The sequence below is a fragment of the uncultured Sphingomonas sp. genome, from assembly GCF_937871615.1.
Classification (GTDB): domain Bacteria; phylum Pseudomonadota; class Alphaproteobacteria; order Sphingomonadales; family Sphingomonadaceae; genus Sphingomonas.
Genome location: NZ_CALMPA010000063.1, coordinates 16,007 through 37,775, shown reverse-complemented (window position 1 = coordinate 37,775; position 21,769 = coordinate 16,007). Strand labels below are relative to the sequence as shown.

General features: G+C 65.9%; 21 protein-coding genes and 1 tRNA gene. 13 read left to right on the top strand and 9 right to left on the bottom strand.

Going from position 1 to position 21,769, the window contains the following annotated elements; translation table 11 throughout:
- Positions 1–92 precede the first annotated feature (92 nt).
- The gene (locus Q0316_RS17270) at positions 93–1,370 is read left to right on the top strand and encodes a tetratricopeptide repeat protein (protein WP_298674552.1); all 1,278 of its coding nucleotides are present in this window, start codon (positions 93–95) and stop codon (positions 1,368–1,370) included.
- Between the two features lie 77 nt (positions 1,371–1,447).
- Here Q0316_RS17270 and Q0316_RS17265 read toward each other — a convergent pair whose 3' ends face one another.
- Positions 1,448–1,909 carry an Lrp/AsnC family transcriptional regulator gene (locus tag Q0316_RS17265; protein WP_298674550.1) on the bottom strand — a complete coding sequence of 154 codons (462 nt, stop codon included), beginning with the start codon at positions 1,907–1,909 and terminating at the stop codon, positions 1,448–1,450.
- A 189-nt stretch (positions 1,910–2,098) separates the two neighbouring features.
- Between Q0316_RS17265 and Q0316_RS17260 the strand changes: the two genes are divergently transcribed.
- Both Q0316_RS17260 and Q0316_RS17255 read left to right on the top strand, forming a co-directional pair.
- Complete coding sequence (locus tag Q0316_RS17260) at positions 2,099–3,805, top strand: sensor histidine kinase (RefSeq protein ID WP_298674548.1); 1,707 nt, start codon at positions 2,099–2,101, stop codon at positions 3,803–3,805.
- A 50-nt stretch (positions 3,806–3,855) separates the two neighbouring features.
- Positions 3,856–4,821 carry a WalW protein gene (locus Q0316_RS17255; RefSeq protein WP_298674546.1) on the top strand — a complete coding sequence of 322 codons (966 nt, stop codon included), beginning with the start codon at positions 3,856–3,858 and terminating at the stop codon, positions 4,819–4,821.
- A 2-nt stretch (positions 4,822–4,823) separates the two neighbouring features.
- On the opposite strand, the gene Q0316_RS17250 is transcribed toward Q0316_RS17255, so the two are convergent.
- Positions 4,824–7,025, bottom strand: coding sequence for a penicillin acylase family protein (locus Q0316_RS17250; protein ID WP_298674544.1), 2,202 nt, complete (start codon positions 7,023–7,025; stop codon positions 4,824–4,826).
- A 35-nt stretch (positions 7,026–7,060) separates the two neighbouring features.
- Here Q0316_RS17250 and Q0316_RS17245 point away from each other — a divergent pair, with 35 nt between their 5' ends.
- Positions 7,061–8,335 (top strand): amidohydrolase family protein, encoded by a 1,275-nt coding sequence (locus Q0316_RS17245; protein WP_298674542.1) that lies wholly within the window; start codon positions 7,061–7,063, stop codon positions 8,333–8,335.
- 80 nt (positions 8,336–8,415) lie between these two features.
- Here Q0316_RS17245 and hmpA read toward each other — a convergent pair whose 3' ends face one another.
- The 3 genes from hmpA to Q0316_RS17230 form a co-directional block, all read right to left on the bottom strand.
- Positions 8,416–9,627 (bottom strand): NO-inducible flavohemoprotein, encoded by a 1,212-nt coding sequence (hmpA, locus tag Q0316_RS17240; protein WP_298674541.1) that lies wholly within the window; start codon positions 9,625–9,627, stop codon positions 8,416–8,418.
- 350 nt (positions 9,628–9,977) lie between these two features.
- On the bottom strand, positions 9,978–10,604 hold the full coding sequence (locus Q0316_RS17235; protein ID WP_298674539.1) for a peroxiredoxin: 627 nt from the start codon (positions 10,602–10,604) through the stop codon (positions 9,978–9,980).
- 20 nt (positions 10,605–10,624) lie between these two features.
- A complete protein-coding gene (locus Q0316_RS17230) occupies positions 10,625–11,113 on the bottom strand; it encodes a hypothetical protein (RefSeq protein WP_298674537.1) in 489 nt (162 codons plus the stop codon).
- 148 nt (positions 11,114–11,261) lie between these two features.
- Between Q0316_RS17230 and Q0316_RS17225 the strand changes: the two genes are divergently transcribed.
- The 3 genes from Q0316_RS17225 (at position 11,262) to Q0316_RS17215 (ending at position 13,154) form a co-directional block, all read left to right on the top strand.
- Positions 11,262–12,110 (top strand): LysR family transcriptional regulator, encoded by an 849-nt coding sequence (locus tag Q0316_RS17225; protein ID WP_298674535.1) that lies wholly within the window; start codon positions 11,262–11,264, stop codon positions 12,108–12,110.
- Positions 12,111–12,171: 61 nt separating this feature from the next.
- On the top strand, positions 12,172–12,546 hold the full coding sequence (locus Q0316_RS17220; RefSeq protein ID WP_298674533.1) for a DUF488 domain-containing protein: 375 nt from the start codon (positions 12,172–12,174) through the stop codon (positions 12,544–12,546).
- The gene (locus tag Q0316_RS17215; RefSeq protein ID WP_298674532.1) at positions 12,543–13,154 is read left to right on the top strand and encodes a uracil-DNA glycosylase family protein; all 612 of its coding nucleotides are present in this window, start codon (positions 12,543–12,545) and stop codon (positions 13,152–13,154) included. Before Q0316_RS17220 ends, Q0316_RS17215 begins: the two co-directional genes overlap by 4 nt.
- Before the next feature lie 112 nt (positions 13,155–13,266).
- On the opposite strand, the gene Q0316_RS17210 is transcribed toward Q0316_RS17215, so the two are convergent.
- Both Q0316_RS17210 and Q0316_RS17205 read right to left on the bottom strand, forming a co-directional pair.
- Positions 13,267–13,343 (bottom strand) — tRNA-Pro (locus tag Q0316_RS17210).
- Positions 13,344–13,435: 92 nt separating this feature from the next.
- Positions 13,436–14,737: an FAD-dependent oxidoreductase gene (locus Q0316_RS17205; protein ID WP_298674530.1), complete on the bottom strand. Its 1,302-nt coding sequence runs from the start codon at positions 14,735–14,737 to the stop codon at positions 13,436–13,438.
- 70 nt (positions 14,738–14,807) lie between these two features.
- Between Q0316_RS17205 and pnuC the strand changes: the two genes are divergently transcribed.
- Entirely contained in the window at positions 14,808–15,389 is a 582-nt protein-coding gene (gene pnuC, locus Q0316_RS17200) for a nicotinamide riboside transporter PnuC (protein WP_298674529.1), read from the top strand.
- Complete coding sequence (locus tag Q0316_RS17195; RefSeq protein ID WP_298674528.1) at positions 15,386–15,925, top strand: ATP-binding protein; 540 nt, start codon at positions 15,386–15,388, stop codon at positions 15,923–15,925. The genes pnuC and Q0316_RS17195 overlap by 4 nt, the downstream gene beginning before the upstream one ends.
- Positions 15,926–15,949: 24 nt before the next feature.
- Here Q0316_RS17195 and Q0316_RS17190 read toward each other — a convergent pair whose 3' ends face one another.
- A complete protein-coding gene (locus tag Q0316_RS17190) occupies positions 15,950–16,918 on the bottom strand; it encodes a CsgG/HfaB family protein (protein WP_298674527.1) in 969 nt (322 codons plus the stop codon).
- Positions 16,919–17,077: 159 nt separating this feature from the next.
- Between Q0316_RS17190 and lepA the strand changes: the two genes are divergently transcribed.
- The 4 genes from lepA (at position 17,078) to Q0316_RS17170 (ending at position 20,999) form a co-directional block, all read left to right on the top strand.
- Positions 17,078–18,874, top strand: coding sequence for a translation elongation factor 4 (lepA, locus tag Q0316_RS17185; protein ID WP_298674526.1), 1,797 nt, complete (start codon positions 17,078–17,080; stop codon positions 18,872–18,874).
- A gap of 94 nt (positions 18,875–18,968) precedes the next feature.
- Positions 18,969–19,721 carry a molybdate ABC transporter substrate-binding protein gene (modA, locus tag Q0316_RS17180; protein ID WP_298674525.1) on the top strand — a complete coding sequence of 251 codons (753 nt, stop codon included), beginning with the start codon at positions 18,969–18,971 and terminating at the stop codon, positions 19,719–19,721.
- The gene (gene modB, locus Q0316_RS17175; protein WP_298674524.1) at positions 19,721–20,407 is read left to right on the top strand and encodes a molybdate ABC transporter permease subunit; all 687 of its coding nucleotides are present in this window, start codon (positions 19,721–19,723) and stop codon (positions 20,405–20,407) included. Before modA ends, modB begins: the two co-directional genes overlap by 1 nt.
- Entirely contained in the window at positions 20,397–20,999 is a 603-nt protein-coding gene (locus Q0316_RS17170; protein WP_298674523.1) for an ATP-binding cassette domain-containing protein, read from the top strand. The genes modB and Q0316_RS17170 overlap by 11 nt, the downstream gene beginning before the upstream one ends.
- Here the strand turns inward: Q0316_RS17170 and Q0316_RS17165 are convergent.
- Complete coding sequence (locus Q0316_RS17165) at positions 20,989–21,627, bottom strand: TIGR02281 family clan AA aspartic protease (RefSeq protein WP_298674522.1); 639 nt, start codon at positions 21,625–21,627, stop codon at positions 20,989–20,991. The two genes, Q0316_RS17170 and Q0316_RS17165, sit on opposite strands and share 11 nt — an antisense overlap.
- Positions 21,628–21,769: the final 142 nt, after the last annotated feature.

Sequence of the window (21,769 nt, the reverse complement as noted above, 5' to 3'; positions counted from 1 at the left end):
AGGGCCGTCGGGTTTCTTGAACCTGCAGGGGCAGGAAGGTACAGCGGCGCGGAGGCGCCCGCGGCGCCTTCCAGAATGGAGAGAATAACGCGATGAAGAGCATGTACCGGGCCGCGATCGCCGCCGCCCTCCTTACCGGCGTTGGCAGCATCGCGCTCGTGACGCCGGCTGCCGCCAAGGAAAAGAAGGCGGAGGAGCCCAAGGCCGCCCCGCTGAAGCTCAGCAAGGATGTCCAGCCGCTCGCCGCCAAGGCGCAGGCCGCGCTCCAGGCGAAGGATTACGCCACCGCAGAGCCGCTGATCCAGCAGGTTTCGGCTGCCGCCAAGAGTGACGACGACAAATATATCGCCTCGATCTTCCAGCTTCAGCTTGCGGTTGGCAAGGCGCCGAACGGCCAGATCGACGACAATCAGATCAAAGGCCCGATCGACGCGCTGATCGCCAATCCGCGCACGCCGCAGGCGGATCAGGCGCGCTTCAACTATCAGCGCGGCATCATCGCCGCCAACGCGAAGCAGCCGCAGGAGGCGCTCGCCTTCTTCCAGCGCGCGCAGCAGCTTGGCTACAATGATCCGAACCTTCCGTTGCAGATGGTGAAGATCAAGATGGAGGCGGGCGATATCGCTGGCGGCTCCGCCGATCTTGAAAAAAGCATGGCCGCGCAGATCGCCGCGGGTCAGAAGCCCGATGAGCAGCTCTATCGCTATGCGATGGCCAAGACGCTGCAAAAGCGGATGATCCCGGATTCGATCGGCTGGATGAAGCGTTACATCACCGCTTATCCCACCGCGAAGAACTGGCGCGACATCGTGTTCGTCTATGGCATCCAGCAGGGCAGCGCGGTCACGCTGGATAAGGCGCAGAAGGTCGATCTGTTCCGCCTGTTGCGCATGAAGAAGGCGCTGGCCGACCAGTTCGATTATGAGATTTATGCGCAATATGCGATTGATCTCGGCCTGCCCAACGAAGGCAAGGCGGTGATCGACGAGGGCCGCGCCGCGGGCAAGCTGCCGGCGGATTCGGTTACCGCGAACGATCTGTATCGCGTCGCCAAACAGTCGATCGCCAACGAAGGCTCGCTCGATCCGCTCGACGCCAAGGCGAAGGCCGCGGCCAACGGCAAGCTCGCCGCGGGCACGGCGGACGCGCATCTCGGCGCGGGCAATTATGCCAAGGCGATCGAGCTTTATAAGGTCGCGTTGCAGAAGGGCGGCGTCGATGCGGATGCGGTCAATACGCACCTCGGCATCGCGCTCGCCAATTCGGGTGACACGGCTGGCGCCAAGGCCGCGTTCGAACTGGTGAAGGGCGCGCCGCGCGCGGATATCGCGTCGTTCTGGCTCACCGCGCTCTCGACGCCGGCGGCCTGATCCTTCGCGTGATGGCTTGACGAAAAAGGGCGGTCCAGGTGGCCGCCCTTTTTTGCTTCCGGTTTCCGAACAGCGCCCTATTCGAGGATCGGCACCCCCGATGCCGCTTTCGCGCTGCGAATCGTCAGCGACGATTTGACGCTGGTTACGTTCGGCGCGGTGGTAAGATGCGTCGTCAGGAAACGCTGGAAGCTTTCCAGATCGGTCGCGACGATCTTCAGCACGAAATCTATCTCGCCGTTCAGCATATGGCATTCGCGCACCTCGGGCAGCGCCGCGACATGCGTTTCAAAGGCGGTGAGATCGGCCTCCGCCTGGCTCCTCAAGCTCACCATCGCGAAGACGGTGATGGGAAAGCCCAATTGCGCGGCATCGCATTCGGCGTGATAGCCGCGGATCACCCCGGCCTGCTCAAGCGCGCGAACGCGCCGCAGGCATGGCGGCGCGGTAAGGCCGACGCGATCGGCCAACTCAACGTTGGTCATGCGCCCATCTTCCTGAAGATATGCCAGAATCTGCCTGTCGATCCGGTCGAGCACTGCTTTCTCCGCCTGTCGCCACGCACATTCATGGCGATTTGGTTGGCATATCCATAGGAAAATTGCGCGCAAACGCAATTGTCCCACATTGCTACGTGCCAAAATCCGCAGTTCCACCGGGGGGCGATGCGGATTAATCAATTCATCTCCAGCCGCGGATAAGCTCGCGCGCCGGATAGGAAGAAATTTGTGCGATTCGACGATAGCCTGAAGACCGTTCTTGCCGCGGATGCCTCCACGCCGTTTGGCGCGCAGGCCGCGTTCCGGCAGATCGCGGACCTTCTCGCGCGCGGGCGAATCGAGGAAACGCCCGAGATTCTCGATCGGCTGCGCGAATTGCGGGAGCGTGTGCCCGTGCAGACGCGGGCCGCGACGGCGCGCGCGCTCGCGCTGGCGGCGCCATCGGCTGAGTTGATCGCGGTTTTCGTCGAGGACGAACAATCGGTTGCCGCGCCCGTGCTGCGTGTCGCGCGGCTCCAGGGCGCTGAATGGCGCGCGCTGCTGCCGACGCTTGGGCCGACCGGGCGCGCCGTGCTGCGCCATCGCAACGATCTGGAGGCGGATGTCGTCCGCGCGCTGGAAAGCTTCGGCCCGGCGGATTTCGCGCTTGGTTATGACGGGGAACAATCCGCGGCGCCGGAAGCGCGGCTGAGCCAGCCCGGCGAGGCCGCGCTTGAATTGCCGGTCGCCGCGATCGTGCCCGATTCGCCGGCGGACGTGCTTGAGTTGGAGCCGATGGCGGCGCCCGGCGGCGGTTACGAAATCGCGGCGCTGGTCGATCGGATCGCGGCATTTCGCGAGTTGCACCGCGATCAGCCGCCCGGCGCGCGGGCGGCGTCGTCTGATGAGGTGTACGAAGCGGAGGCGGATCGTTTCAGTTTCGAAAGCGATTCGGCTGGCGTGATTCGCTGGGTCGATGCGGCGCCGCGCGCGGCGGTGATCGGTATCGGCTTCCTGCTGCCCGGCGCGGACGGGCAGCCGCAGGTCGATGGCGTGGCGAGCGGCGCGTTCCGCCATCGCACGGCGTTCAACGACGCGCGGCTCACCATCGGGGGCCGCTCGGCATTGGCGGGCGAATGGCGCATCTCCGGGGTGCCGATGTTCGATGGTGCGAGCGGGCGGTTCGTCGGCTTCCGTGGCGCCGCGCGCCGCCCGCGTGTCGACGAGGGCGCGATCGGGCGCCGCGTGGCGGATTCGGGCGGTGTCGAGGGGCTGCGGCGGCTGGTGCATGAGTTGCGCTCGCCGGCCAATGCGATCGCCGGGTTCTCCGAACTGATCGAAACGGCGATGCTCGGCCCGGTGCCTGATGTCTATCGCGATCGTGCCGCGGCGATTCGCGGCCACGCCGGCGATCTGGTGGCGGCGATCGAGGATCTTGAACTTGCCGCGCGGATCGAGGGCGACGCGCTTGATCTGCGTGACGATTCGGTGGCGCTCGCGCCGCTGCTGGCGCGCACGGTGGACGATCTCGCGCCATTGGTGCGGCTGCGCGGATGCAGCGTCGATCTGGCGCCCGTTTCTCCAGCGATCGTGCTGGCGTGCGATGAGCGGATGGCGGAGCGGCTGATCGGGCGCCTGATCGCCGCGCTGGTCGCAAGCGCGGGGCTGGGGGAGAAGCTCATGATCGAGGTGCGCGCCGAGGAAGCGAATGTCGCGATTGATCTGACGCGCCCGATCGCGCTTGCCGCCGTGCCGGAACGCACATTGCTCACGCTCGATGCGGAGCGCGAGGTGGAGATGCCGGGCGCGCCGTTGCTCGGCACGGGCTTCGCGATCCGGCTGGCGCGCAATCTCGCCGGCGAACTGAACGGCGGCCTGTTCATCGAAGCCAACCACCTGACCCTCCACCTGCCGACTGGATTGAATGGGGGCATGGGGCAGGCTTCGATAAGCTGACGAAGTTGGCGGCGCCCGCGATCGTTTCGCGTCGCTGGCGCGTGCCGCGCGTGGATCGCTCCGCGATCGTTCGCTGGCCGGCGGATTTCGGCGCGCGCTATACGATCTTCGTAGATACCGAGGAGGAGTTCGACTGGTCCGCCCCTTTCTCGCGCGAGGGGCATGGCGTCACCGCGCTCAAGGCTTTGCCCGAGGCGCACCGCCGGCTTTCCGCGCTGGGCGCCGCGCTGACCTTTTTCGTCGATTATCCGGTGGCCCGCGATTCCGGTGCCCGCGACATCTTCCACGACCTCCGTGCGCGCGATGCGCGGGTGGCGATCGGCGCGCAGCTTCATCCCTGGGTCAATCCGCCGTTCGATGAGCCGCTGTCGCGCGCGGCGTCGTTCGCGGGGAATCTCCCGACCGAGCTGATCGAGGCAAAGCTGGTGCGCCTGAACGAGGCAATCGCCGCCGCGTTCGGTGTTCGCCCGATCGCTTTTCGTGCGGGGCGCTACGGCATTGCGCCGGAGATGTTCGCGCTGCTCGCCCGGCATGGTTATCGGCTCGATAGCTCGGTGCGCCCCGGTTTCGACTATCGCGCGGAAGGTGGCCCGGATTTCACCGCCGCCGCGGCGGGGGCGTGGCGCGAGGCGGGGCTGATCGAACTACCATTATCAACCGTATTCACCGGCGTGTTTCGCGGTGCCCCCGCCGGGTTGTACGCGCGGCTTGGCGCGATCCCGCGCGCGCGCGGCGTGTTCGCGCGCACGCGGCTGCTGTCGCGCGTGCCGCTGACCCCGGAAGGCGTGCCGGTGGAGGAGGCGCTGGAGGCGATCGCGATCGCGCTGGGGGAGGGGGTGAGCCTGCTCAACTTCGCCTTTCACTCGCCATCGCTGGCCCCTGGTAATACGCCTTATGTTCGCGATGTGAGCGACCTCGCGCGCTTCTGGCACTGGTGGGATGTCGTGCTCGCCGAACTGGCGCGGCGCGGGGTGCGATCGGCGTCGCTGGCGGAGATTCTCGACGCGGCCGGCTGAGATCAGCGCCGCCCGCCGGGGCGGTATTGTTGCTCGATATGCCCCTTCAACTCGTCGGGGTGGAAATAGACCGGGCGTAGCTGCCCGTCAGCGTAACGCTGAATCTGGTCCGCGAAATGCGGCGACCGCGTATTGCCGCTCTGGCCGCCGGCCATCACCGCGACAGCTTTCACGCGCGGACCGAACTCAATGATCGCGACGAAGCTGTTGCCGCTGGTGCCGTAATAACGCTTCGTTCCCGGCCATGTTTTCGCGCCAAACGAGGCGAGGCTTCCCCATTGCGCGGAGGTGAAGGGAACAGGCCGCGAGGCGGCCTTGTCATCAAAATGCGGGGCGATCGCGTCGTCGAGCCGCTGGAAACGATTGATCTCGCCCCATCTGATCCGCCAGCCGCCGAAATCCTGCGTCAGCCGCGCTACCGCTGCCGTCAGCGCGTCGAGCCGAGCGTCGGGGGAGACTTTCGCCGCGATATAATCGGGCACGTTGATCCGCTCCTCTTTCGCGAAGCCGCCAACCTCGCGCCACAGGTGATCGCCCCAGAACACCGCGAGGCTGGTCGCGGTTGAATCATAGCCCCAGCGATAATCCCAGCCGCGCAGCAGCGCGATCGGCGCGGCAAGGCTCGCGCGGCGCGGATCGGTGGCAGGAAGCGCATCCCACGCGCCGACGAGCTGAGGGACCAGCGCGGCGAAGGCGGGGAGATAACTGTCGAAGGCTGCGTCGCGCAGCTTCTGCACGCTCCAGCCGCTCTTGCCGGTCAACAGCAGATCGGCGTGAACCGTGCGCGCATTGGCGCCGGTTTGATCCATATAACGCGGATAATCGGCGGCTTTCGGGCTATCGACACCGGCGGCGCTCCACGGCCAGTCGTTGGTATTCTTCACCCAGCCGATCGCGGGGTTGAGCACGTTGGGCAGGCTCGGCAGCGCGTGCAGCCCCTTCCAATCGGTCGCCGGATCGCTGCCGTCGACCGGGCGCGTGTAATCGAAACGATTGTCGCGCAGCGGCATGAACTGCGGCATCAGGAACGCGATCTCGCCCCTGCTGTCCGCGAACAAGGTGTCGTTCGATGAATTGGCCTTGCGCTCCGCGATGCGCATGAAGGAGGCCAGATCGGTCGCCTTGGTCCGCAGATAGCTTTGTTCAAGCGCGGGCACCGGCTTCCACATCAGCGCGGTGGCGATCCACCGCCCGCCCCGCGCGGCGACGATCGGGCCGTGATGCGTGCGATAGATGGTGAAGGCGCGCTCGCCCATCGAGCCATCGGCGCGGCGGTAGCGCAGCGTAACCCGCGCGGTCGTCACCGGGCGTCGCGGGCGGCCCGCGCCATAAGCGTAGGAATATGCGCCACCGTCCTTGCGCACGCTTTCCGCGAACTCGTCGACATTATCGACGGTGGAGGAAGTGTGCATCCATCCCGCGCGCGCGTTGAACCCTTGATAGACGAAGAACTGGCCCCAGGTGCTGGCGCCATAAGCGTTGAGGCCCGCATCGCTCGATACCTGCGCTTCGGAGCGGAAATAGAAGCTGGTGTGCGGATTGATGAGCAGCAGCGCGTGGCCGCCTGTGGTGATCTTCGGCGCGATCGCGATGCCGTTCGATCCCGAAGGCTCGCGCGGCACGCTGCCGGTTTCCTCCGGCGTCGGCGGGGTGGGGTTACCGTAGAAGGTCTTGAGTTCGCTCAGCGAGATACGCTCGATATCGCCGCCGATGCTGCCCTCAGTGAAGCTCAGCGCCATCCACGGCTCGAACCGCGTCAGCACCTTTGGCTTCACCTCTGGGTGCGTCGCGAGATAGAAATTGAGGCCGTCCGCCCAGGCGTCCATCAGCGCGCGCAACCATGCCGGGCTGGCGGCATATTGGCGCTTCAGTTCCGCCGGATCGACCCACAGCCGCTGCCGCAGATCGGCCCAGAGCGCGTCCTCGCCATCGGCCTCCGCGCTGCGGCCGAGCGCGGTGAGATAATTCGCCTCGACCCGCGAGAAATCGTCCTCGGCCTGCGCATACATCATGCCGAACACCGCATCGGCATCGCTCTTGCCGTGGATATGCGGAATGCCCCAGTCGTCACGCGTGATGGTTACGCGCGCGGCCTGCGCCTGCCAGCGCGCCATCCCGGCATCGAGCGGGGCGGGGGCGCCAGTGAGGATGGCGGTGGTCAGCAGCAGCGGGGCTAGGAGCGACGGGCGAAGGCTTATATCCATGCGCGCGAACGTAACGAAATAACGGGGGCAAGACTATGCGCTGGATCGTATTGATGATGGCGGCGCTATTGGGCTCGGCAGGCGCGTCGGCAGCGGAGCCGGCGCCGGGCGGGATCATCCTGCTCAAGCCCGATGCGGTGTTCGATCCGGTCAGCGCGAAACGCCACGTCGGCTGGCAGGTGCTGGTCGAGGGCGAGAAGATCGCGGCGGTCGGGCCGGAACTCGCCGCGCCGTCGGGCGCGACGGTGATGGCCTTGCCGGGCGATACGCTGATGCCGGGGATGATCGAAGGCCACGGCCATCTGTTTCTCCACCCCTATAACCAGACGAGTTGGGACGATCAGGTGCTGCACGAGCCGCTGGCGCTGCGCACCGCGCGCGCGGTGGCGCAGGCGCGCGCGACGTTGCGGGCGGGCTTCACCAGCGAGCGCGATCTCGGCACCGAAGGCGCGGGCTATGCCGATGTGGGGCTAAAGCAAGCGATCGAGCAGGGCATCGTACCGGGGCCGCGGCTATATGTGGCGACGCGCGCGATCGTCGCGCTGGGCGCTTATGGCCCCAAGGGATTCGAGCCGGGTGTCGCCATTCCACAGGGCGCGGAGGAAGCATCGGGCGTCGATCAGGTCGTCGCTGAGGTGCGGCGGCAGATCGCGGGCGGGGCGGACTGGATCAAGCTCTATGCCGATTATCGCTGGCGCCCCGGCGAAGACAGCCGCCCGACGTTGAGCGCGGATGAGGTCAAGGCGGCGGTAGCGGCGGCGCATGACGCCGGGCGGCCCGTGGCGGTTCATGCGGCGACGGCGGAGGGGATGCGTCGCGCGATCGCGGCAGGCGTCGATACGATCGAGCATGGTTATGGCGGGACGGCGGAAATCTTCGCGGCGATGGCGGCGAAGGGCATCGCTTATTGTCCGACGCTGGCTGCCCCGGATGCGGTTGCGCGCTATCGTGGCTGGAACGGTGCCGAGCCCGCGCCAGAGAGCGTGCGGACAAGCCGCGAGGCGTTCCGGCTCGCGCTGAAGGCGGGTGTTCGCATGTGCATGGGGGGCGATGTCGGCGTTTACGCGCACGGCGAGAATGCGCGCGAGATGGAATTGATGGTCGCCAACGGCATGACGCCGGCGCAGGTTCTGACCGCCGCCACATGGGGCAACGCGCGCTGGTTCGGGCTCGATACGCGATTGGGCGCGCTCAAGCCGGGGATGCTTGCCGATCTTGTCGCGGTGCGTGGCGATCCAACCGCCGATATCGGCGCGGTGCGCCATGTGGAGATGGTGATGAAGGGCGGCGTGATAGTGCCGGCATCTTAAGGTTCGCGCGGGGCGGCATCGCCATCGGCGCGGAAGCGGACAATCCGCGCGCGATGGCGATGCCGTTTTCCCCGGCCTAATCAGGCCGCGAGCAATTCCTCGGCGGGGCCGAAAAATTCATAGTGGATGCGATTTGCCGGAACGCCCGCGAGCGACAGCGTGGACACCGCATGACGCAGAAAGAGGCGCGGTCCGCAGATATAATAGTCCGCTTCGGCGACCGGCGTGTTGGCGACGAGCCATTCGTTGGTGATGATGCCCGCCAGATCATAATCACGGCCCTGCGCTTCGTCGGGGCGTGGCGTCTGATGGAAATCGGTCACGCGCACCGCGCTGTTCCGCGCGGCCAGTGCGCGGACGTGATCGCGCATCGCATGGGTTTCGCGATCGTGGGTGCCGTGGATGTAATGAACGGGAGCCTCGGCGTTCCCCTCTACCAGCGCTTCGAGCATCGCGATCATCGGCGTCAGCCCCACCCCGCCCGAAAGCAGGATCACCGGGCGCTGGTCATGGTTGTCGAGGAAGAACTCCCCGGCTGGCGCGGCGACCTTCAGGATGGTTCCGGGCGCGGCCTCGTCGTGGAGCCACCCGGAAGCAAGACCCTGCGGCTCACGCTTGACCGAGATGCGATAGGTTTCGCCGTTGGGCGCGGCGGAGATCGAATAGTTGCGCTTGATCGGCGGATGCCCCGGTATCTCGAACCAGAAGGTAAGATACTGGCCCGGCTTGTGCTGCATCACAGGCCCGCCATCGAGCGGACGCAGGACGAACGATTTGATGACGCTGCTTTCGCGGATGACATCTTCAACCCGGAAATCGCGCCAGCCGTTCCAGCCGCCGGTCATTTCCTTCTGTTCTGTATAGATGCGTTCCTCGCGTGCGATGAGGATATTGGCGAGGAACCAATAAGCCTCACCCCAGGCAGCGATAATCTCGTCGGTCGCCGCATCGCCCAGCACCGCCTTGATCGCGCCGAGCAGCGCCTCGGCGACGTGCGGGTAATGTTCGGGCAGGATCTGCAACCCGACATGCTTTTGCGTGATGCGCTCGACCGCTGGGGCGAGTGCGGCGAGATTGTCGATGTTGCTGGCATAAGCGAGGATCGCGTCGGTCAGCGCGCGCGGCTGGGAGGAGCCGTGCGCGTGGTGTGACTGGTTGAACAGATCGCGAATGTCGGGATTCTGGAACATCCGCGAATACATTTCGTGCACGATATCCATGCCATGCGCTTCCAGCGCCGGCACTGTGGCTTTGACGAGCGCGATCGTATGCTCGCTTAGCGGCTGCGACATCGAATTCTCCTGTGATGGTGGCTTTGGGGGAAGGGCGATCAGCGCGATCGCCAGTGACCATGAAAATGGGTCTGCGCTTCGCGGCGCCATCCACGCGATGACGCTCGCGCGAATTTCCGATCGTTGGGCCTGGGATTAGCGTTCACGATTCGCGCCTAAATTGTGCATTGGCGATGCATCTATTTGGGCCGCGTATAACATGCAATAGTGGAGCATCTTATTTTTCGTGCCGACGATCGGACTTTTTGGGGGCAACCGTCATGGTCGCGCCGCCGCCTCTGCGGCGTGGCGCAAAGGTGCGCGCGGCGCGATCAGCCGCGCGCTGCACTGGGGAAAACGGCGCGGTGTGGTTACAGCTGCACCATCCGCAGATAGGGCTTCAGCGTGCGGAAACCCTGGGGGAATTTGCGCTGCGCTTCCTCATCGGACAATTTGGGCGAAATGACGACCGCATCGCCCGGTTCCCAGTTCACCGGGGTGGCAATGCTTTGCGCGTCGGTGAGTTGCAGACTGTCGATCGCGCGGAGAATTTCGGCGAAGTTCCGCCCGGTGCTTGGCGGGTAGGTGAGGATCAGCCGCACCTTCTTCGCCGGATCAATAACGAAAACCGAGCGGACGGTGACGGTGGGGTCGCTCGCCGGATGGATCATGTCGTACAAGGTGGCGACCCGCGCATCGGGATCGGCGATCATCGGGAAATCGAGGCTGACGGATTGCGTCTCCACGATATCCTGTTCCCAGCGGTGATGCGCCTCGACCGGATCGACCGACAGCCCGATCGGCTTCACGCCGCGCTTGTCCCACTCCGGGCGCAGCCGCGCGACCTCGCCCAGTTCGGTGGTGCAAACCGGCGTGAAATTCTTGGGATGGCTGAAGAACACGCCCCAGCTTGAGCCAAGCCAGTCATGGAAGTGGATCGGCCCGTGCGTGCTGTTCTGTTCGAAATCAGGGGCGATCTGCCCGAGTTGGATGGTCATCACATGTCCTTTTGTAGCGATCAGTGGCGTGTTTGCCGGTGGCGATCGAAATGGTTGTGCGCGGCCAGCCAATATGCCGCACCGCGCAGCAGTCGTTCGAGGTGGCCGAGGCGGGGGCTCGATCGGGATGACGGGTCGGCGAGGGCGCGCCGCGACGGAGGGAATTGTCCTTCGGGCAACATGGGCAGGCGATGCAGCCAGACGGCTTCCGCCGGCCAGATCGTCACGAAATCATCGCCGGACAGCGCTTCGCCGCGCCGCGCCTCGTCTCCGGGCTGGCGCTCGCCCCGCAACGCCAGCCATTCGCAGCCGATCAGCACGAACGCGGCCAGCGGGATCGCGACCGCACCGACCAACAGCAGCCATCTGTCGCCGGCATCGGCTTCGGGCAACCGGCAGAGGATGAGCCACGCGGCACCGAACAGCAGCGTCGTGAGGATGCAGAACACGAGCGAGCCGTGGCCGTGTCGTGGCGTCGATTCAGGGGGCGTTGGCCCGAGCGGTTTCATTGTCGTCCGCCTCGTGTCGAGCGATCGGTTGCCGTTCGCGGATGATGCTGCGCAAACATGGCGGCCTCCTTGCGCACATATCATCCGCCCGTTAGTATCCAGCAAGCAAATGAATGTTATTGTGCCTTAAGCAGAAAGTATTTGCTTGATGGATATCGGCATCGCGCGCACCTTTCTTGAGGTGGTGAAAACCGGCAGCTTCGTCGGTGCGGCCACCAACCTGAACCTGACGCAGACGGCGGTTAGCGCGCGTATCCGCGTGCTGGAGGATCAGCTCGATCGCCCGGTATTCATCCGCAACAAGGCCGGCGCGCGGCTCACCCCGGCGGGCGAGCAGTTTCTGCGCTTCGCGACGAGCCTGGTGCAGGTGTGGGAGGGCGCGCGCCGCGCCGTTGCCTTGCCGCCGGGGCGCGATGCGGTGGTGACGATCGGGGCCGAACTCAGCCTGTGGAGCCCGTTGTTGCGGCACTGGCTGTTGTGGATGCGGCGCGAATGCCCCGAGATCGCGGTGAGCACGCAGATCGACACGTCCGAACGGTTGCTGGAGCGGGTGCAGAATGGTTCGCTGGATATCGCGGTGATCTATGCCGCGCCGCGCCGACCGGGGGTGATCGCGGAGCTGCTGTTCGAGGAAAAGCTGGTGCTGGTGCGTTCAACCCCTGTATCCCAGCCGCTGGCCGAGGCGGATCATATCCATGTCGATTGGGGCGAAGATTTCGCCGCGAGCCATCATGCGGCTTTTCCCGATCTGCCCAAGGCGGTCGTCTCGATCAGCTATGGGCCGCTTGCGCTGGATTATCTGCTGGCGACGGGCGCGAGCGGCTATTTCCGCAAGGGCGTCGTCCAGTCCTATCTTGATGAGGGGCGGCTGGCGCTGGTGCCCGACAGCCCGGAATTTTCCTATTCCGCTTATGCCGTCCACTCGTCGAAGGCCGATCCGGGGGCGATGAATCGGGTGCGTGCCGGTTTGCGCGCCGCCGCGGCGATGGTGGCATGAACGCGCACGACGAACCCTTCATGGCGCGAACCAGGGTTGAAGCTGGTGTGAGGTGTGAGAGATGGGCAACGGTATCGCAGCGGACAATATCAGGCTGAAACGCGCCTATGATCCCTCGCTCGCGGCGGACGGGCGGCGCATTCTGGTCGATCGCCTGTGGCCGCGCGGGCTGAGCAAGGAGAAAGCCGCGCTCGACGACTGGATCAAGGATATCGCGCCCAGCACCGCGTTGCGCCAGTGGTTCAACCATGATCCGGCGCGGTGGCGCGAGTTTCAGGATCGTTATCGACAGGAACTGGCAGGCCACGCCGAACTGGTGGCCGCGTTGCGCGATCTGGCGGCCAAGGGGCCGATCACATTGGTCTATTCCGCGCGCGATGAAATCCACAACGATGCCATTGTGTTGCGGGAGGTGCTGCTCGGGCGATCGACATGAGGGAAGCGGAAAAGGATCGCTTGCCGGCGGCGTTCGAGGAACTGGTGGAGGAGGTGCGGCATTGCCGCCGCTGTGCCGATGTTCTGCCGCTCGGTCCGCGCCCGATCTTCCAGATGTCGCCGACAGCGCGTATCCTGATCGCGAGCCAGGCACCGGGAACCAAGGCCCATGTCTCGGGAATTCCCTTTTCCGACCCGTCCGGCGATCGTCTGCGCGAGTGGATGGGGATTTCGAGCGATGATTTCTACGACGCTGGCCGGATCGCGATTCTGCCGATCGGCCTGTGTTATCCCGGTCGCGCCGGAAGCGGCGGGGACGCGCCACCGCGCCCAGAATGCGCGCCGCTCTGGCGAGATCGGCTGCTTCGGCAATTGTCCGCGGTGGAACTGACGTTGCTGGTGGGAACCTACGCCCAGAATTATGTGCTTGGCCGCGGCGCGATGACCGATCGGGTGCGGGGTTTCAGCGCCTTTCTGCCGCAATATTTCCCGCTGCCGCATCCTTCATGGCGGTCGCGCGGCTGGTCGGCCAGGAACCCGTGGTTCGAACAAGAGGTGCTGCCGGCCTTGCGCGTGGCGGTTCGCGGGATTTTGACACGCGCCGCCTGAGGAGGGGCGCGTCCGGCGCGATTGTCGAGCGTGGGAATGCCGCCCCCAAGACCCGAAGGCCGCTGTCAAAGCACGAAAAATTGAGGATTCAGCCGTTTCTCAGCCGAAATAATGGTCGGGGAGAGAGGATTCGAACCTCCGGCCCCTGCCTCCCGAAGGCAGTGCTCTACCAGGCTGAGCTACTCCCCGACGGAGTAACCGATCTTTAGCCAATTCGGGGGCCGATCGGTCGCTGGAGGCGCGCCTATAGCCAGCAGTTTCGTGGCGCGCAAGCGGTGTAATCACATCGGCGCGCGCGCCGCTAGCATCGCATCGAGCGACGTGAACTTTTCGCGCGGGGCGCCGTCGCGCGCGTTGGCGATCTCGGCGCGTTCGATCCCCTGCCAGTCACGGAAGGTGACGATATCGACGCCGCGCGCGGCGAGCAGCGCATCCAGCCCCGGACGCCCCGCCTTGGCGCTGTCGGCACTGGTATCGGCGGCGATATGATCCGCGATCATGAAGCCGTCGGGCCGGTTGGTGCCGATCGTTCCCGTCGGCCCGCGCCTTGCCCAGCCGACGGCGTAGAGGCCGGGGGCGATTCGCCCTTCCTCATTGGCGAATCGCCCGAGCTTCGCATCATAGGGAACCCCCTCGATCGGTGGCGTGCGATAGCCGATGCAGCTTATGATCAACCCGGCGGGCACGGCATAGGTTTCGCCCGTGCCGATCGCGCGACCGCCTTCATCGAGCTTCGTGCGTTCGACGATTACGCGTTCGGCCTTTTCATCGCCTTCGATCGCGATCGGCATCGCGAAGAAATCAAAGTTGATCGAGACCGGGGCGGTGGAGACGTTGCCGGCGAAGCCGCGCAGGTGGGTGACCGATTTGCGCAGCCCCGGCTCCAGCGCCGCATCCGCTTCCACCGGCGGCAAATCGGCTGGATCAACCAGCGGCGTCGCGCGGATGAGGTGGCCCAACTCGCCCAGTTCCTTCGGGGTCATCGCGATTTCGTGCGGCCCGCGCCGGGCGAGGATCGTCACATCGCGGATGCCGTGCTGCGCGAGCGCGGCAAGCGCATGGGCGGCGATGTCCGAGCCGGTGAACTCCTCCCCGGTCTTCGCCAGAATGCGGGCCACGTCGAGCGCGACATTGCCCGCGCCGACGATCACCGCGCCCGGCGTGTCGAGCGGCGGCGCGAGATCGGCGAAATCGGGATGGCCGTTATACCAGCCGACGAACGCCGCCGATCCGATCACCCCCGGAAGATCATCGCCGGGGATGCCGAGCGGGCGATCGTGTGGTGCGCCCGTCGCCAGCACCACGGCATCGTAGAGCCCGCTCAGTTCCGGAATGGAGATGTCGCGACCGATCATGACATTGCCGACGAAGCGGACGTTGTCGCTGAGCGCGGTGGCCTCGTACCGCTTCGACACCGCCTTGATCGACTGATGATCGGGCGCGACGCCGCTACGGATCAGGCCATAGGGCACCGGCATCCGATCAATGATATCGACCCGCACTTCATCGCCGAAAACCTTCTGGCAGGCTTCCGCGGTGTAATAACCGGCGGGGCCTGAACCGATCACGGCGATATGGCGCATAGGCGTCTCTCCTTGTCGCGATGATGCTAACCGCTTGGCGGGGGAGGGCAAGCTGCTTATCGACACGGCGATGTCGATGCTCGAATCGGTCGCGACGGTGCTGGGGGTGGCGTGTGTCGCATTGGCGGCGCGGCGCAGCATGTGGACGTTTCCCACCGCGATCGGATCGGTGGTGCTGATCGGCTTCGTCGTGTTCGAGGCGCGGCTCTACAGCGATGCGTTGCTTCAGGGGTTTTTCGTCGCGGCCAATTGTTATGGCTGGCTCAACTGGCTTCGCTCGAAGGAAAAATCCGGGGAGGTGCTGGTCGAGCGGATGAGCGCGGCGTCTCGCCTGCGCTGGGCGATCGGCTGGATGATCGCGACGATCGCATGGGGCGCGGCGATGCATCTTTTCACCAACGCCGCCTATCCGTGGTGGGATGCGGCGATCGCCATCGCCAGCGTCGCCGCGCAGTTGCTGATGGCACGGCGGCTGATCGAGAACTGGCTGATCTGGATCGCCGTGGACGTTGCATCCGTGCCATTGTATCTCGCCAAGGGTTTGTATCTGTTTGCGGGGCTTTACGTGATCTATCTGGCGCTGGCCTGCTGGGGCCTGTTCGACTGGCACCGCGCCTGTGGCCGCGATCCGGCGGAGCCGCTCACCGCATGACGCTGCGCACGATCTGTCTGCATGGCCCGGAGAGCACGGGAAAATCGACCACGACCGTGCGGCTCGCGCGGCATTTCGGCACGCCCGTGGTCGCGGAATTCGGGCGGACCTATTGCGAGCGCTATGGCGTGGATCTCACCATGTCCGATCTGGTGATGATCGCGCATACGCAGGATTTGCAGGTGCGCGCGGCGTGCGATGCCGGGCGTTTCCCGGTGATCGTCGATACCGATGCGCTGATGAGCGCGGTGTGGGCGGACATGATGTTCAGCCGCCGCGATCCGTGGTTCGCGCGGTGGGACAATGTGGCCGATCTCTATCTGCTGTTCGATATCGATCTGCCGTGGGTCGAGGATGGCACGCGCATGTTCGGCACCGCGGCGGAGCGGCAGCGCTTCTTCGATCTGTCGAAGGCCGAACTCGATCGTCGCGGGGTGCGCTGGGAAATGGTGAGCGGATCGGGCGAGGAGCGTTACGAAAACGTGCTTGCCGCGATCGCGCGCGCGGGGCTGGAATTGAGCCCGGCGCGCGCCTGACGCGCCGGGCCTGATCGCTCGGGGTTATCTGGACGGCGCGAGCTTGGTGTTGAGCACCCAGCCGACATTGTCATTCTCGTCCGCGACTTCCCACCACAGGCCGTTCTGCTTGCCGGTGGGATAGACGATCGCGCCGGGCGGCAGCGTGCGGATCGCCTTGGCGGTGGCGAGCGCGCTGACGCGCATCGCGACCGGGCCTTCGGTGGTATAGGTCTTTTTCGGCGCGGCCTCCGCGGTGCCCTGCTGGCCCGGCTGGACCAGCCCGAGTTCGGTCACCAGCTTCGAATAGGCCTGGATGAACGACAGCGTGACCATGCGGCCGATATCGGTATTGTCGTAACCGCCGCCGACCGCGGCGATCCCGCCGCCGAAAAAGCCGGTGCCGCCGCCGCCGCCGAACGACATGTCGTTCTTCGCCGCATAGCCTTCGGCGGTGGCGATCGTTTCGGTGGTGCGGACGTTGGTGATCGAAAGCACGGTATTCGCTTCGGATTTCTTGCTGCGCAGCCCGCCGGCCAGCGCGCCGAAGCGCCCACCGATCAGGCCGCCGATGCCGGCTGCCGCGCCACCGCCCGAAACATTCGAGTTGGCGCCCTGAATTTCCGCGACCAGCACGTAATCGGCGGCCTTGATCTGGCCCTGGCCGACGTTCGAGCGGCGCTGGAGGCCAAGATCGTTGCCGATATCGCGCTCGCGCTGCGCCGCCTGAAGCCCGCTGCCGCGATCGACGAGGTTGAAGCAGCCAGAGCGCTGCACCAGCACCTTCAGCAGCTTGGAGGGCGGCGCGAGGCTATATTGCGTCCAGGGCCGGGGATCGTCGCCATCGACGATCGACAGCGTGCCGAGCTTGCGCGCGCAATGCGGCACGTCGTTGGCGGTCTGCTCCTGCAAACGCTGACCGGATGACGGCTTGGCGAGTTTCTGGGCGCTGGCCGATGACGCAACCAATGCGATCGCCGAACCAGCGGCGACCAACGCGAATTTCCTCAACATCTCACACTCCCCAGATAATGCCACCAATTGCGGTGCAAGCCAGAACGATGCGGCCCTTGCTGTTCACATCTTTGTTCCCCGTGGCTTAACACCAGGCGAAAGGAGTCGCCAGCGCGGCCTTTGACGCATCTCGCGCCGCCGCCTAGAGGCGCTTTCATCATGACCACGCCGCTTGACCGCATCCGCAATTTTTCGATCATCGCCCATATCGACCATGGCAAGTCGACGCTCGCCGATCGCCTGATCCAGCGCACCGGCGGGCTGACCGAGCGCGAAATGTCCGCGCAGGTGCTCGATAACATGGATATCGAGAAGGAACGCGGCATCACCATCAAGGCGCAGACCGTGCGGCTTGAATGGAAAGGCCATGTTCTCAACCTGATGGATACGCCGGGCCACGTCGATTTCGCCTATGAGGTGTCGCGCAGCCTGGCGGCGTGCGAGGGCGCGCTGCTGGTGGTGGACGCGGCGCAGGGCGTGGAGGCGCAGACGCTCGCCAACGTCTATCAGTCGATCGAGCACGATCATGAGATCGTGCCGGTCATCAACAAGATCGACCTGCCCGCCGCCGAGCCGGAGAAGGTGCGGGCCGAGATCGAGGATGTGATCGGGCTTGATGCGTCGAACGCGATCCTGGCATCCGCCAAATCCGGCATCGGCATCGACGAGATTCTCGACGCGGTGGTCGATCGCATCCCGGCGCCGAAGGGCGATCCGGCGGCGCCGCTGAAGGCGATGCTGGTCGATAGCTGGTATGATCCGTATCTCGGCGTCGTCATCCTCGTCCGCATGATCGACGGCGTGCTGCGCAAGGGCCAGCAGGTGACGTTCATGCAGGCCGGAACGCAGCATCTGGTCGATCGCGTCGGCTGTTTTCGCCCGAAGATCGAGCAGCTTACCGATCTCGGGCCGGGCGAAATCGGCTTCATCACCGCGCAGATCAAGGATGTGGCGCAGGCCCGTGTCGGCGATACGCTGACCGATGCGAAGCGCCCGGCGGCACAGGCGCTGCCCGGCTTCAAGGAAGTGCAGCCGGTGGTGTTCTGCGGGTTGTTCCCGGTCGACGCCAACGATTTCGAGAAGCTGCGCGAATCGATCAGCAAGCTCAGGCTCAACGACGCCTCGTTCAGCTTCGAGATGGAAACCTCCGCCGCGCTCGGCTTCGGCTTCCGCTGCGGGTTCCTCGGCCTGCTGCATCTGGAGATCATCCAGGAGCGGCTGACCCGCGAATATGACCTTGATCTCATTACGACCGCGCCATCGGTGGTCTATCAAATCGAACTGACCCATGGCGGCGGGCATATCGAGCTGCACAATCCCGCCGACATGCCCGATCCGAACAAGATCGAGAGCATCGCCGAGCCGTGGATCGAGGCGACGATCTATTGCCCCGACGAATATCTCGGCTCGATCCTGAAGCTGTGCCAGGATCGGCGCGGCATCCAGAAGAACCTCACCTATGTCGGCGGGCGCGCGCAGGTGACTTATGAACTGCCGCTCAACGAAGTGGTGTTCGATTTCTATGATCGCCTGAAATCAATCAGCCGCGGCTATGCCAGTTTCGATTATCACCAGATCGGCTATCGCGAGGGTGATCTCGTGAAGATGAGCATCCTCGTCAACAGCGAGCCGGTCGACGCGCTGAGCATGATCGTCCATCGCGGCTCGGCGGAAACGCGCGGGCGCGGCATGTGCGAGCGGCTGAAGGATCTCATCCCCCGACATCTGTTCAAAATCCCGATTCAGGCGGCGATCGGCGGCAAGGTGGTCGCGCGCGAGACGATCGCGGCGATGCGCAAGGACGTTACCGCGAAATGCTATGGCGGCGATATCAGCCGCAAGCGCAAGCTGCTGGACAAGCAGAAGGAAGGCAAGAAACGGATGCGCGAATATGGCTCCGTGCAGATTCCGCAGGAAGCCTTTATCGCGGCGCTGCGGATGGGCGACGACGGTTAAGACTGGCCGTGCCGGGCTTGTTCCGGAAACGGGCGTGCCGCACAAGCGATCGGAAACGGGGCGCTTCCGGCCCCGGCATCAATCCGGGGAGCGGATGGGACTGACGCGCCGCAGCCTGTTGTTCGCGATCGCCGCGCTGGCGACACCGGCGCTGGCGCAGCCGCGCGCGCCGCTCGTCCTCGCCGCCGCCTCGCTTCAGGAATCGATGAACGCCGCCGCCGCGCAATGGGCGCGAGCGGGGCACGCGCCGCCGGTGATTTCCTTCGCTGCATCCTCGGCGCTCGCGCGGCAGGTGATCGCGGGCGCGCCGGCGGACCTGTTCGTTTCCGCCGACGAGGAATGGATGGACGCGCTCGCCGCCAAGGGGCTGCTGGCGCGCGGCACCCGCGCCGATCTGGTCGGTAACCGGCTGGTGGTGGTCGAGCCGGCGGGCGGGCACACGTGGCTGAGCGAACGGACGCTCAGCGCGACGCTTGCGCACGGGCCGGTCGTGATGGCGGACCCTGCCGCCGTGCCCGCGGGGAGATATGGGCGGGCGGCGCTGGAACAGCTCAGGGCATGGGGAGCTGTGGCGCCGCATGTCGTGCGCGCCGAGAACGTCCGCGCGGCGCTGGCGCTGGTCGAGCGCGGCGCGGCGCCGTTCGGTATCGTCTATGCGACCGACGCGCGTGCTTCCGCGAAAGTTCGCGTCGCGGGCGTCTTTCCCGCGTCGAGCCATCCGCCGATCCGCTACCCGATCGCGCGGCTCGCTGCTTCCCGAAATCCCGACGCGGAAGGTTTCCGCCGCTTCTTGCTGAGCGCGCAGGGGCGGGCGATCTTCGCGCGTTTCGGTTTCACGCGGCCCTGATGGCGGAGGGCGTCTGGTCGATCGTCAGGCTCTCGCTGCTGGTCGGCGGGGTGGGGACGCTCGCGACGCTGCCGATCGCCTTTGTGCTTGCCTATGCGCTTGCCCGCGGGCGCTTTCCGGGGCGGACCTTGCTCGACGCGCTGATTCATTTGCCGCTGGTGGTGCCCCCGGTTGTGACCGGCTGGCTGTTGCTGCTTGCCTTCGCGCCTGACGGGCCGGTCGGCGCGCCGCTCCAGCACTGGTTCGGCGTGACGGTGCTGTTCCGCTGGACCGGGGCGGCGATCGCGGCGGCGGTGATGGCGCTGCCGCTTGCGGTGCGGGCGATCCGGTTGTCGCTGGAGGCGGTCGATCGGCGGCTGGAGGATGCGGCGCGAACGCTCGGCGCGGGGCGCTGGCGCACCTTTCGCACGATCACCTTGCCGCTGTGCTCGCCCGGCGTGCTGGCCGGCGCGACGCTTGCCTTCGCCCGTGCGCTGGGCGAGTTCGGCGCGACGATCACCTTTGTTTCCAATGTGCCGGGCGAGACGGAGACGCTGCCGCTCGCCATCTATGCCGCGCTCCAGCGACCGGGCGGGGAAGCGGCGGTGTGGCAACTCGCGGCGATATCGGTGGCGATCAGCCTGATCGCGCTGCTTGCCTCCGAATGGCTGGCGCGTCGCGCGGGGCGGGGCGTGCATGTCCTTTGAGATCGACGTTACGCTGCGTCGCGGGGATGCGGTGGTCGGTGTGGCCTTTGCGGCGCAGGAACGCGCGGTGGCGCTGGTCGGGCCGTCGGGCGTCGGCAAGACCAGCGTGCTCGACATGATCGCCGGGCTGTTGCGCCCCGATCGCGGGCATGTGCGGGTCAACGGCCGCACGCTGGTCGATCGCGAGGCAGGGGCGAATATCCCGCCGCATCGCCGCCGTGCGGGCTATGTCTTTCAGGACGCGCGGCTGTTTGCGCATCTCAGTGTGCGGCGCAATCTGCTCTATGGCGCGGTGAGCGCGGCAAAGCTCCAGCCGATCGCGGAATCGCTCGATATCGCGCATCTCCTCGATCGCTGGCCGCGCGCGCTGTCCGGCGGCGAAGTGCGGCGCGTGGCGATCGGGCGCGCATTGCTGTCCGATCCCGATTTTCTACTGCTGGACGAGCCATTGTCCTCGCTTGACGCGACGCGGCGGGCGGAGGCGATGCGGCTGATCGAGCGGGTGCGTGACGAAACCGCGCTGCCGCTGCTGCTCGTCACGCATGATATGGCGGAGGCGGAGCGGCTGTGCGAGCGCGTCGTCAGGATGTAGCGCGCGCGCCCTGCGGGTGATGCGGCACGAGGATCAGCGTGTTGCCCTCCACCCGCCACGATTGCAGGCGTGACAGGAAATTCATCCCGAGCACGTCCACATCGCCGAACGCCGGAGAGACGACCACCGGGAGATCGCGCGCGACGACATTGCCGAGGCGCAGTTCGTCCACCGTGGCGGTCTGCGCGTGGATCGTCCCATTGGCGGTGCGCAGCAGGATCGGCGATGCCGGCTGCTGAACGTCTAGCCCGGCGTCGGTCGCGCTGTCGGCGGAAAGCGCGGTTACGGTCGCGCCGCTATCCACCAGCATCCGCCGCGTCGTGCCGCCGAATTGCGCGTTGATCCAGAAATGCCCGTCGCGCGCCATGCGGACGCGGGTTTCGGTGCCCGTCACCTTCTCCGCCGATGGCGAGAGATTGAGCGCGCGCATGATGCTGGCGACATAGGGGGACGTCCGCCCGTCCTGATCGACGAGCGTGGCCAGGACGAATGCCAGCCCGAGCAGCAGTGACACGTCCACCACCCGGCCAAGGATCGGAATCCGGCGCAACACCACGATCACGACGATCGCGCCGAGCAACAGCCCCAGGGGTGGCAGATATGGCGCGAGATCGACGAGGTTCGGCATGGTTGTGTGGGAACGCCTGTGTTCGCTCTCTTTCGCCGCTCGTTCTGAACCCGATGATGCGCCCGCCCTCTCGCGGGGGAGCGGGCGGGGCGTCGGCAGGTTCGGGCCGGATGGCGCGGGTTATGCGCGCCTTACTGCGCGG

Bases quoted from the DNA above. Each gene is read 5' to 3' on its own strand.
- lepA (WP_298674526.1), top strand. From the start codon at position 17,078: ATGACCACGCCGCTTGACCGCATCCGCAATTTTTCGATCATCGCCCAT.
- modB (WP_298674524.1), top strand. From the start codon at position 19,721: ATGGCGGAGGGCGTCTGGTCGATCGTCAGGCTCTCGCTGCTGGTCGGC.
- Q0316_RS17165 (WP_298674522.1), bottom strand. From the start codon at position 21,627: ATGCCGAACCTCGTCGATCTCGCGCCATATCTGCCACCCCTGGGGCTG.
- Q0316_RS17205 (WP_298674530.1), bottom strand. From the start codon at position 14,737: ATGCGCCATATCGCCGTGATCGGTTCAGGCCCCGCCGGTTATTACACC.
- Q0316_RS17190 (WP_298674527.1), bottom strand. From the start codon at position 16,918: ATGTTGAGGAAATTCGCGTTGGTCGCCGCTGGTTCGGCGATCGCATTG.
- modA (WP_298674525.1), top strand. From the start codon at position 18,969: ATGGGACTGACGCGCCGCAGCCTGTTGTTCGCGATCGCCGCGCTGGCG.
- pnuC (WP_298674529.1), top strand. From the start codon at position 14,808: ATGTCGATGCTCGAATCGGTCGCGACGGTGCTGGGGGTGGCGTGTGTC.
- Q0316_RS17250 (WP_298674544.1), bottom strand. From the start codon at position 7,025: ATGGATATAAGCCTTCGCCCGTCGCTCCTAGCCCCGCTGCTGCTGACC.
- Q0316_RS17235 (WP_298674539.1), bottom strand. From the start codon at position 10,604: ATGACCATCCAACTCGGGCAGATCGCCCCTGATTTCGAACAGAACAGC.
- Q0316_RS17195 (WP_298674528.1), top strand. From the start codon at position 15,386: ATGACGCTGCGCACGATCTGTCTGCATGGCCCGGAGAGCACGGGAAAA.
- Q0316_RS17220 (WP_298674533.1), top strand. From the start codon at position 12,172: ATGGGCAACGGTATCGCAGCGGACAATATCAGGCTGAAACGCGCCTAT.
- Q0316_RS17230 (WP_298674537.1), bottom strand. From the start codon at position 11,113: ATGAAACCGCTCGGGCCAACGCCCCCTGAATCGACGCCACGACACGGC.
- Q0316_RS17270 (WP_298674552.1), top strand. From the start codon at position 93: ATGAAGAGCATGTACCGGGCCGCGATCGCCGCCGCCCTCCTTACCGGC.
- Q0316_RS17170 (WP_298674523.1), top strand. From the start codon at position 20,397: ATGTCCTTTGAGATCGACGTTACGCTGCGTCGCGGGGATGCGGTGGTC.
- hmpA (WP_298674541.1), bottom strand. From the start codon at position 9,627: ATGTCGCAGCCGCTAAGCGAGCATACGATCGCGCTCGTCAAAGCCACA.
- Q0316_RS17245 (WP_298674542.1), top strand. From the start codon at position 7,061: ATGCGCTGGATCGTATTGATGATGGCGGCGCTATTGGGCTCGGCAGGC.
- Q0316_RS17225 (WP_298674535.1), top strand. From the start codon at position 11,262: ATGGATATCGGCATCGCGCGCACCTTTCTTGAGGTGGTGAAAACCGGC.
- Q0316_RS17215 (WP_298674532.1), top strand. From the start codon at position 12,543: ATGAGGGAAGCGGAAAAGGATCGCTTGCCGGCGGCGTTCGAGGAACTG.